General features: G+C 63.8%; 2 protein-coding genes. Both read left to right on the top strand.

The genetic code is table 11. The annotated features are described in order from the left end of the window. Window positions 1–141: 141 nt before the first annotated feature. Window positions 142–693, top strand: coding sequence for a paraquat-inducible protein A (locus ACTS2Z_RS05735; RefSeq protein WP_442572263.1), 552 nt, complete (start codon window positions 142–144; stop codon window positions 691–693). A gap of 64 nt (window positions 694–757) precedes the next feature. Beyond that, window positions 758–1,121 (top strand): hypothetical protein (locus ACTS2Z_RS05730; protein WP_442572262.1); only part of this gene is annotated, 364 nt, incomplete at its 3' end.

Below are 1,121 nucleotides of genomic sequence, written 5' to 3'. Positions count from 1 at the left end.
TGAGGAGGCCGAAGGCCGTCTCGAAGGACGAGGGCTGGCCTCCTTACCCCTCATTCCGAACGCGTGCGAAGCGAAGCGTCTCGAAGGGTGAAGGGGATCCCCGCCCCCATTCCGCCATAATCCGCCCCGACGCTGTTAACCATGAGCGGGCGGGATGTTTCAGACGATAGGGTAGACACGCAAAGCCGGGATGATCCCCACGGCACAGGCGGCGCGCTGGCGCGGGCCTTCATCATCCTTGGCATCATCCTGTTTCCGCCCGGCGTGATGCTGCCCCTGTTCGAGGCGCAAAGCCTCGTTGTGTTCCGGGCAAGCTATTCCATTCTGGACACGATCGCCGCCCTGATAGGCGCACGCGAGCCGGTCCTCGCGCTTCTCATCGCCACTTTCTCGCTGGGCACGCCGCTCCTGAAGGTTTCCGTCCTCTTAGCGATCCACCGCCTGCCGGTGTCGCGCGTCAACCCGGTTGCGATGCGGTGGATCGAGCTGTTGGGCAAGTGGTCCTTCACCGATGTCGTAGTCGTGGCCCTGGCAATCGTCATCTGGTCGAACGAGGCGCTTTCAACCGCCGCCAGCCAGCCCGGCCTCTGGTTCTTCGCCGCGAGCGCGCTCAGCCTGATGCTGGCATCGGGCGTGATGGCGCGGGATCTTCGCCTCAGCACCCATCAGACAGGGACAAGTCCAGCCGTTTGATCGTATCGTGGATGACTGCAGGCCTTGCGTATTTGCGGCCTGCCATCAAGAAGGGAGACAGTACATGGCCCGTCTTTTCAGCCTTTGCCTCGTCACGTTGGCCTTCCTCGGACTTGGCATTGCGCAAGCCGAAGCCCAGCGCCCGCCGGTTTCGACCCAAGGCGCAGCAACGTTCCAGAGCCAGAGCCAGACAGAGTCCGTGGTTTACCGGACGAGCTTTCCGGCCCTGCGCCACATCCAGTGCCAGCCCGCCGGCAATGATTTGAGTTCTGCCAGCTGCAGCGCAAGCGGTGCGCCCTATTGCCCCGCAACGGTGCTGTTCCGGGCTGGTGGCCGCGGTGCCTATCAGCAATGCGAGGCCAGTTGTGTCGTCCAGAGTTCGGCGGCTTCGTCGTCCGCCACCTGCCGGTGCACGTTCAATGGCGGCG

Source organism: Glycocaulis sp. (assembly GCF_052168375.1).
In the GTDB taxonomy this organism is placed as follows: domain Bacteria; phylum Pseudomonadota; class Alphaproteobacteria; order Caulobacterales; family Maricaulaceae; genus Glycocaulis.
The sequence above is the reverse complement of the archived record's forward strand: the minus strand, read 5'-3'. Positions and strand labels throughout refer to the sequence as shown.

Bases quoted from the DNA above. Each gene is read 5' to 3' on its own strand.
- ACTS2Z_RS05735 (WP_442572263.1), top strand. From the start codon at position 142: ATGAGCGGGCGGGATGTTTCAGACGATAGGGTAGACACGCAAAGCCGG.